This window comes from Paenibacillus enshidis, assembly GCF_042136365.1.
In the GTDB taxonomy this organism is placed as follows: domain Bacteria; phylum Bacillota; class Bacilli; order Paenibacillales; family Paenibacillaceae; genus Paenibacillus; species Paenibacillus enshidis.
The window spans coordinates 1-8,446 of sequence record NZ_JBHHMI010000054.1 but is presented as its reverse complement, the minus strand read 5'-3'; the positions used below and the strand labels follow the sequence as shown (position 1 = coordinate 8,446).

At 50.7% G+C, this 8,446-nt stretch carries 6 protein-coding genes; all 6 read left to right on the top strand.

Going from position 1 to position 8,446, the window contains the following annotated elements; all coding sequences use genetic code 11:
• The first annotated feature begins 477 nt into the window (after window positions 1-477).
• The 6 genes from ACE41H_RS24895 to ACE41H_RS24870 all read left to right on the top strand — a co-directional run bounded on the left by ACE41H_RS24895 (window position 478) and on the right by ACE41H_RS24870 (window position 8,071).
• The gene (locus ACE41H_RS24895) at window positions 478-1,596 is read left to right on the top strand and encodes an AbrB family protein (RefSeq protein WP_375358264.1); all 1,119 of its coding nucleotides are present in this window, start codon (window positions 478-480) and stop codon (window positions 1,594-1,596) included.
• Window positions 1,597-1,783: 187 nt separating this feature from the next.
• Window positions 1,784-3,064, top strand: coding sequence for an ABC transporter substrate-binding protein (locus ACE41H_RS24890; RefSeq protein WP_375358263.1), 1,281 nt, complete (start codon window positions 1,784-1,786; stop codon window positions 3,062-3,064).
• A 38-nt stretch (window positions 3,065-3,102) separates the two neighbouring features.
• Window positions 3,103-3,993 carry a carbohydrate ABC transporter permease gene (locus ACE41H_RS24885; RefSeq protein WP_375358262.1) on the top strand — a complete coding sequence of 297 codons (891 nt, stop codon included), beginning with the start codon at window positions 3,103-3,105 and terminating at the stop codon, window positions 3,991-3,993.
• 14 nt (window positions 3,994-4,007) lie between these two features.
• Entirely contained in the window at window positions 4,008-4,886 is an 879-nt protein-coding gene (locus ACE41H_RS24880) for a carbohydrate ABC transporter permease (protein WP_375358261.1), read from the top strand.
• A gap of 88 nt (window positions 4,887-4,974) precedes the next feature.
• Window positions 4,975-6,474, top strand: a complete 1,500-nt coding sequence (locus tag ACE41H_RS24875) for a DUF4127 family protein (protein ID WP_375358265.1) — start codon at window positions 4,975-4,977, stop codon at window positions 6,472-6,474.
• A gap of 16 nt (window positions 6,475-6,490) precedes the next feature.
• Window positions 6,491-8,071, top strand: coding sequence for an FAD-dependent oxidoreductase (locus ACE41H_RS24870; protein WP_375358260.1), 1,581 nt, complete (start codon window positions 6,491-6,493; stop codon window positions 8,069-8,071).
• Window positions 8,072-8,446 lie beyond the last annotated feature (375 nt).

Below are 8,446 nucleotides of genomic sequence, written 5' to 3'. Positions count from 1 at the left end.
AAGAATAGTGAACTTAAACATAGACACGGGTATGATATTGCATCCTCCTCGGGTCTGGTTGGCATGGAAATCCAAGGGGCGATGGCCATATTTGCAGTGAACCTAAAACGAATATTGAAGCTGATGGAGGAATGATCCTCCTCCTATCCCATGACAGCAAGCAAAATGACGGCACTCATTCACGTATTTCTGAATGAATGCCGTCATTTTTGATGAATTCTCTTTTGTCCCTCAGAAAAGCTATGTTTTTCAGTGGCCTCCCCAAGCGGCAGCCTCTTTTTCATTGGTTTTCCGTGGGACGACCATAAGAAAAATCCGCCTGATACGCCGTTCCCTTGTATATGTGATGTATAATATTGAACGAACTCTACAAGCCGGAGAGAAAAAATGGGCAGGTGCCTTTCTGTCACAGAATAAGGAGGAATATGATATGGGGATGAATCGGAGCTGGAACGGAATGCCGGAAGGGTTGCGAAATTGAGGCTGCAGGAAATCCGGCTGACCCAATGGGGGCGTTTTTTCCTGACATGTGCCGTCTCGTTGCTCGGAGGCTCCCTGTTTACCATCCTGCATACCCCGATACCCTGGCTGCTTGGGCCGATGACGGCGGCTCTGATCGGAGCTAAGGTGCTCAAGCTGCCCTTGTGGTGGTCTCCCGCGGTAAGGGATACGGGAATCGGAATCATCGGGTATGCTATCGGACTGACTCTGACGGTGGATACGCTGGTGCAGACAGCCTATCAGCTGCCGTCCATGCTGCTGATGACGGTTGTGCTGATCTCATTTTGCGTGCTGGTCGCCTACTTGTTCTACAAGCTGACGGATGTTGATTTTCCGACCTTGATGACAGGCAGCATTCCTGGTGGGCTGACACAAATGGTGGTGCTGGCGGACGAGGTTAAGGGTATCGATATAACGATTGTTACTTTTATGCAGGTTACGCGACTCATTATGATTACGTTTTGCGTGCCGTTTTTGTTGTTCAGCCCTGTGTATGGGGGTACGGAAGCTGCGGCGGCTGTGGAAGCGGTGCGCCAGTCCTCGGCTGCCTGGTCCGGGCTCTTTCCGGGTATGTTTATATTTGTGCCCCTTTGTGTTGTCTGCGCCTGCGCGAGCAAAAAAATCGGGCTTCCGACTGCGGTTATGCTTGGCCCCCTGATCGGAACGGCCGCCGCTCAGATTGCCGGTTTGAAGGGGCCAGCCCTCCCGGACAGTCTGCTGAACGCGTCGCAATTTATGATCGGCACTTATGTGGGATTGCTGCTGCATCCCGAGAATTTGAAAAATAAAACCAAAACGGTAATCATGGCCGTAACCGGTGGCTTGATTCTGATCCTCGGATCAATGGGCCTGGCCAAATGGCTGGAAGCCGTTCACCATGTCAGCCCGGCCACAGCTTTCCTCAGCATGGCCCCCGGAGGCATGGACCAGATGGGGATAATGGCACATGAAGTGGGGGCTGATCTGCTGTTTGTGTCCGGCTACCAGCTTTTTCGGGTATTGTTTATTTACTTTGTGGTGGCTGGCACCCTGAAATTCGGATTTCAATGGTATTCCCGCCGTCAGGCAGGAAAGGCGATGCCCAAAGCCAAATGAAGTGCACATATGAAGTATACTGTGCTTATTACAGGTGTCTCTCGCGGGGGGCACTTTTTTTACTAAATCAAAGAAAATGATTCTTTTTGTAAAATATGATGTTATAATTTTGGGCATAAGAGGTTTTTTAACCATTTTATTACCTGTACAATTTGTGATCCAAAATTCAAGTTGAGGGGGTTGCACTGTGTCAAAGAAACACCGAGGCCTGCTATTCACGTTTTGCTGTATCCTGCTGCTGTCCATTATGGCCACCGGCTGCGGTGGAGGAGGACAATCCGGATCGACGGAAGATGCGGGGAATAAAGACATTACGCTGGAGTTTTGGACGATTGCGCTCCAACCGACCTTTAACGATTACTTCAATGCTCTGATCGCTGAGTATCAGAAGAGTCATCCGAATGTCAAAATTGAATGGAAGGATTACCCTTATGATGCCATAACCGACAAGCTGTTGACCAGCATTGCCAGCGGCAGCAGCCCTGATGTGGTTAATCTTAACACAGAGTTCGCCAGCCAAATGGGCTCCAAAGGGGCTGTTGTTGATATGAACGAATATTTGAACGATGAGCAGAAGGGTGCTTATTTTGAAGGTATTTTTAATTCCACAGTCATCGATGGCCAAGCGTATGCCCTTCCCTGGTACACGGGTACCGAGGTGCTGTTCATTAATACCAAAATCGCCAAGGAGGCCGGCCTGGACCCGTCCAATCCTCCGACGACCCGGGAAGAGCTGGCGGAGTGGGGACGCCAGGTGAAAGCCAAGACAGGCAAGGCCGGCTACGCCCAGCAGCTCGTATCCAAGCTATTCCCAATCGAGGGGATTTCGATTCTGACGGAGGATAAAACGGCAGCCGCCTTTAATACACCTGCAGCGGTGACCATGATCAGTAATATGAAGAAGCTGATGGATGAAGGGGTAATTATTAAGGAAGATGCTAATTTCACCAAACAGATTCAGTATTATTCCGGGGAGCAGACCGCATTCCAGCTGGGCGGGCCGACATTCATCAATTTCATCAAAACAGCGGCTCCTGATGTATACAAAAATACGATTGCCGTCCCGCTTCCAACAGGTCAGGGTGACCTGCGTCTCTCCAATTCGATGAATCTGGTTGTGCCTGCAAAGTCGGAGTATCCGAAAGAGGCGGTGGAATTTGCGGCATTTGTGACCAATGCGGAGAACCAGACGTCCTTTTCCAAGGCAGCCAATACGCTCCCGTCCACCAAGGCCTCTATACAGGACCCGTTCTTCAGCGAGACCGACGGTTCGCTTGAGGCTCAGGCGAAGGTGGTATCGGCGCAGAGTCTTGGTAAAGCTACGGATTACATGGTAGGCGTGCCAAATGCGCAGGACGTGAACTCGGCCATCGCGCGTGGCCTGCAAAATATTTTGCTAAACGGTCAGGATGCACAGAAGACGCTGGGCGAGGTCGAGCAGGAAGTGAACGGGATTTTGCAGCAGTAGTAATCCATAAATGTCCGCCAAGCAGGAGGTGAACCGTTATGCATAAATGGCTGCGCACCGAGTCTTTTGCGGCCTGGGCGTTTATGACGCCAGGTCTGATCCTTTTGGCCGTGTTTGTATTTTGGCCGATCATTTACGGGATTCCGCTGTCACTGACGAATTATTCGGTCATTTCGCAGACGGAATATGTCGGGCTGGATAATTTCCGAAAAGCTTTTGCAGACCGTAATTTCCTGATCTCGTTGTGGAACTCGCTCGTGTATGTCCTGATCGTTCCGTTTATTCAGGTGTTCTCCATCCTCATGTCTGTACTTGTGAACAATACCCGTATTCCCGGCATCAAAGTCTTCAGGACAGCTTATTATATTCCTGTGGTGACATCGATGGTGGCTGTGGCGCTGATCTGGAGCTGGCTGCTTGGCAATAACGGGGTGGTGAACTACTTGCTTGCCCGGGCAGGCATCCTCAGTGAACAGATATACTGGCTGTCCAACAACTCCACGGCGCTGTATGTCATGATGTTCATCACGATGTGGAAGGGTCTTGGCTATTATATGATGCTCTATCTGGCAGGACTGCAGAACATTCCGGCTGATTTGTATGAAGCGGCCAGAGTGGACGGAGCCAGCAGATGGCGGCTGATCCTGGCGATTACGATTCCGCTGCTCAGACCTTACATTCTGTTCTGCACCTTGATCTCGTTAATGTCTGCTTTGCGGGTATTTGATGAGGTGTATATCCTGACCAATGGAAATGGAGGGCCTGGCACCTCCACCTTAACGTCGAGCCTGTACATTTTTCAAAAAGGAATGCAGCAGTTTGAGTTTGGCTATGCTTCAGCGCTCGGCCTGATCGTCAGTGTGATTCTTGGCATTTTGAGCATCATTGTGTTCCGGCTGAACAGGAAAGGCGGTGTCAATCCCTACTGATGGATACCTCGGATATGAAGCTTCGTACACGTGAACCGTCTGATTCCCGGGCTGCTGTGAAGAAGGGACGTCTGGTCAGAAAAACCTTTTACATGCTCCTTATGTATGCCCTTCTGATCCTGCTCGCCTTGTTTATGACCGGGCCCTTTCTGTGGCTGTTAAGTGTATCGCTGATGCCGGGACGCAACGTGTTTTCCACTCCGCCGGCCATTTTTCCGACCTTTATCGATTTCGCTAATTACGCGCAGGTATGGCAGTTCATGAATTTTCCACAGTATGTATACAACACAGTCGTCATTACTGTCCTTGGTGTCGCCTTGAATATCATTTTGGCCTGTATGACCGGTTATCCGCTGGCGGTATTCCGCTTCCGGGGCAGGAATCTCGTTTTTGGCCTGCTTATTGCCACCATGATTATTCCGGCCTCGACGGCCATCATTGTCCATTATCTGACCATTCAGGCATTGCATCTCGGCAATTCTTATTTGGGTGTGGTTCTTCCGTCCGCTGTGTCTGTCTTTAATATTTTTCTGATGCGGCAAACCTTTTTGAATATTCCTGTGGATGTAAGAGATTCGGGGAAAATGGACGGGGCTTCCGAATTCCGCATCTGGTGGCAGCTTGTGCTGCCGCTTGTAAAACCGGCTATCGCTGTCATTGCGCTGCTGGAGGTGATGGGGTACTGGAACAGCTTTATATGGCCGATCGTGATTTTGGATGATCCCGGGCTGTATCCGCTCGCGGCTGCCCTGACCTATCTGAACGGCCAGTTTGCCTATAATTTCGGCTGGATTGCTGCTGGTACGATCATTTCGGTGCTGCCGATTATTTTCGTGTTTCTTTTTACCCAGAAGTATTATATGGAAGGTTTGGCAGGAGCGGTTAAGGGTTAAGTGTTAAGGGTGCATGTTAAATCGCAGAGAGGCGGGTGGATCAGGGGTGGGAAGCGTAAAGGTGGAGAACGGCAAACGCATTCTATTCATGCCACTGGATGAGCGGCCTTGCAATTATGAGTTTCCTTTTATGCTGGCTAGGGGGACGGATTATACGCCTGAGCGTCCTCCGCTGGATATGATGGGCCGCAAGAAAGCACCAGGCGACACCAGCCGCTTATGGGCCTGGCTGGAGCAAGCCGCAGAAGGCGCACACGGAGCTGTGTTGGCCCTGGATACGCTGCTGTACGGAGGCATTGTTCCTTCCCGGCTGCATGGGATGCACGAAGAGCAAGTGCTTGAACGTTTGACCAGGCTGCGCGGCTTGAAGGCGGATCATCCTGGGCTCAGGATTTACGCTTTCCAGCTCATCATGCGGTGTCCGCAGTATTCATCGGCCGAAGAGGAGCCGGATTATTATGAAGAATGGGGCCGGGAAATTTTCCGCAAAGGCTTCATCAGCCACCGCAAGGAGCTCGGACTTGCAGCAGATGATGAACTGGCCGAGCTGGAGGACATTGATCTTCGGCTTCCTCCTGACGTGCTGGACGATTATCTGGGACGACGGGCAATCAATGCGGCGATAAACCGGGCAGCTCTGGAGCTTGTTGCGGAGGGGGTCATCGAATTTTTGATTATACCGCAGGATGACTCGGCTCCTTACGGATATACCGCCAGGGATCAAGAGGAGATCAGGGGGCGGATTGCTGATCTGGAGCTGGAGCTTCGCGTATATATGTATCCGGGTGCGGATGAAGTGGGATGTACGCTGCTTGCCAGAATGGTAAATACGGATACAGGCCGGATACCCCTGATCTATCCGCGGCTGTCATCGCTGCAGGGAGCTTTTGTTACCCCATTGTATGAGGATCGTTATTTTTATGAGTCCCTGAAGTATCAGGTGTTGGCTGCGGGCGGGCTGATTGTGCCGTCTGCTGCCGAAGCGGATATGGTGCTGCTTGTGAACATGCCAGGGGACACCATGTCTGAGGCGGCTGTGCAGAGGCAACCCATGGCTGGATATGATGTCCTCAGAAATATTGCCGAGCTTGCCGAATTCGGGGGATACATGCTCTTCCATGAGGGCAAGCCGGTGGCTGTTGCGGATGTCGGATATGCGAATGGAGGGGACCTGAAGCTGATGCGGCTGCTGCGCCAGAAAAACATGCTGTTCTCCCTGGCAGGTTATGCCGGATGGAATACCAGCTCGAACACGCTGGGGACCGTCCTCGCGCAATCCATGCTGTTTCTTCATTACGGGCGTACTGCCGGCCATTTGAACTTCCTGGCGTTGCGTTATGCGGAGGATGTCTGCTACTGCTCACTCGTTCGCACAGAGATGAACAACGGGGTGGTTGAGTCGATGGGACTGAGTAAATTCATGCTGGATGGGCAGCGTGGTCAAGCTGCAGCTCTGATCCGGACCAAGCTGAATCAGGCGATTAAGGAACGTATTAACGGAGAGGATGGCAGGGTGGAGATTACGGACTGTTTTATGCCCTGGAACCGTACTTTTGAAGTTGGGCTTGCGGTTAGCTATCATCCATAAGGAGTTGTTAGGGGTTATGGACCAACGGTTGTATGAAGCGGATATGGTTATCGTCGGAGGCAGTCTCGGTGGAACCGCAGCTGCTCTTGCGGCGGCCAAGGCAGGTATGAAGGTGATCATGACGGAGGAGACGGACTGGATCGGCGGACAGCTCACATCCCAGGCGGTTCCGCCTGATGAGCACCGCTGGATTGAGAGCTTTGGCTGCACGGCTTCTTACCGGGAATTTCGAAACCGGGTGCGTGATTATTACCGTGTAAATTATCCCTTAACCGAGGAAGCACGCCAAAATCCGGTGCTCAACCCGGGCAACGGCTGGGTCAGCCGTCTTTGCCATGAGCCGGTGGTGGCCTTGCGTGTGCTTGAAGATATGCTGTCTCCCTATATGCATTCGGGCAGGTTAAAGATTCTCTATCATACCAAGATACATAGAGCAGAAATTTGCGGAGATATGGTTACTTCTGTAATTGTTCGCAACCGGAAAGGGGATGAAATCCTCCTCCGGGGGGCTTACTACCTTGATGCCACGGATTGTGGGGATCTGCTGCCGCTGGCCGGAGCAGAATTTGCAACCGGAGCCGAGTCTGCTTCCGATACGGGAGAGCCGCATGCTATGAAGGAAGCCAATCCGCTTGATATGCAGTCCATTACTCATGTAGCTGCAGTGGAATATGTCGAGGGCGGTAATTTTGTGATCGACCGACCGGATGACTATTCTTTTTGGAAAAGCTACAAGCCGGACTTTTCACCATTTCCTATCTTGAGCTGGCATGCTTCTGATGCGAATGATATGACCAAAATGAAAAAGTTCACCATGTTTCCGAATGTTCATGGCACCATGTCTTTGTGGGATTACCGGCGGATTGTGGACCCTTCGCAGCTGAGCAGACCGCTTTATGAAGGAGAGATCACCTTATTAAACTGGCCGCAAAATGATTATTATCTGGGTCCCGTTATAGGAGTGTCTCCGGAAGAAAGGGCCCGCCATTTGCGATGTGCGCGATCCCTGACTTTAGCGCTTATTTATTGGCTTCAAACCGAGGCGCCGCGAATGGATGGCGGAACAGGTTATCCCGGAATCAGACTGTGGGGGGAAGTGCTTGGCACAAAGCATGGCTTGGCTAAAACGCCTTACATCCGCGAGTCGCGTCGGATCAAAGCGCTGTACACTATTACGGAGCATGATGTCAGCAAGGAGCTGCGCGGGAATGCGGGCATCAAAAGATATAAGGACAGTGTCGGTGTAGGCAGCTACCATCTGGATCTTCACCCGACGACGGTAACGCAGCGCTCTTTTTATATCCCAACTTATCCTTATGAGATTCCGCTCGGTTCACTGATCCCGGTTAGAATCAAAAATCTGCTCCCTGCCTGCAAAAATATCGGCATGACCCAAATCGCCAACGGATGCTACAGGCTTCACCCGACGGAATGGAATATCGGGGAGTCAGCAGCTTTATTGGCGGTCTATGCAATACGCAGCAATCAATACCCTTATGAGATAAAGGGGTCCTCCGAGCATCTATGCCAATATCAAAAGCTGCTTCAAGAGCATGGAGTGGAACTGCACTGGCCTGAAGGCCTGGAAGGTGTTTAAGGCCAGTCCAATATAGAAGAGGTTTGGGGCTCCACAATTTTTAATAAATTAATTTATAAAAAAAGCTTGATTAAGGTAAACTTATTGTGATATATTATTACGGCTGACATTGAAACAGCGTTTGGCGAAAATGAAATGCAGAATGATTCGATTAATTTTCTTGAAAAAAACTTCTTGCAATTCACTAGCCGACATGTTATGATCTTATAGCTGTCACAAAACGACAGGTTATGAAGTTTGATCTTTGAAAACTGAACAACGAGTGAGTAGGTTTTACATCGTAAAACCGATCCGCTCCGCCATTTGGTTCGTGTCTATGACAGAATAAATGGCGGAGCGAAAAATGAGATATCAAATCTCGTCAGATTCAAATGA

Bases quoted from the DNA above. Each gene is read 5' to 3' on its own strand.
- ACE41H_RS24885 (WP_375358262.1), top strand. From the start codon at position 3,103: ATGCATAAATGGCTGCGCACCGAGTCTTTTGCGGCCTGGGCGTTTATG.
- ACE41H_RS24880 (WP_375358261.1), top strand. From the start codon at position 4,008: ATGAAGCTTCGTACACGTGAACCGTCTGATTCCCGGGCTGCTGTGAAG.
- ACE41H_RS24875 (WP_375358265.1), top strand. From the start codon at position 4,975: ATGCCACTGGATGAGCGGCCTTGCAATTATGAGTTTCCTTTTATGCTG.
- ACE41H_RS24870 (WP_375358260.1), top strand. From the start codon at position 6,491: ATGGACCAACGGTTGTATGAAGCGGATATGGTTATCGTCGGAGGCAGT.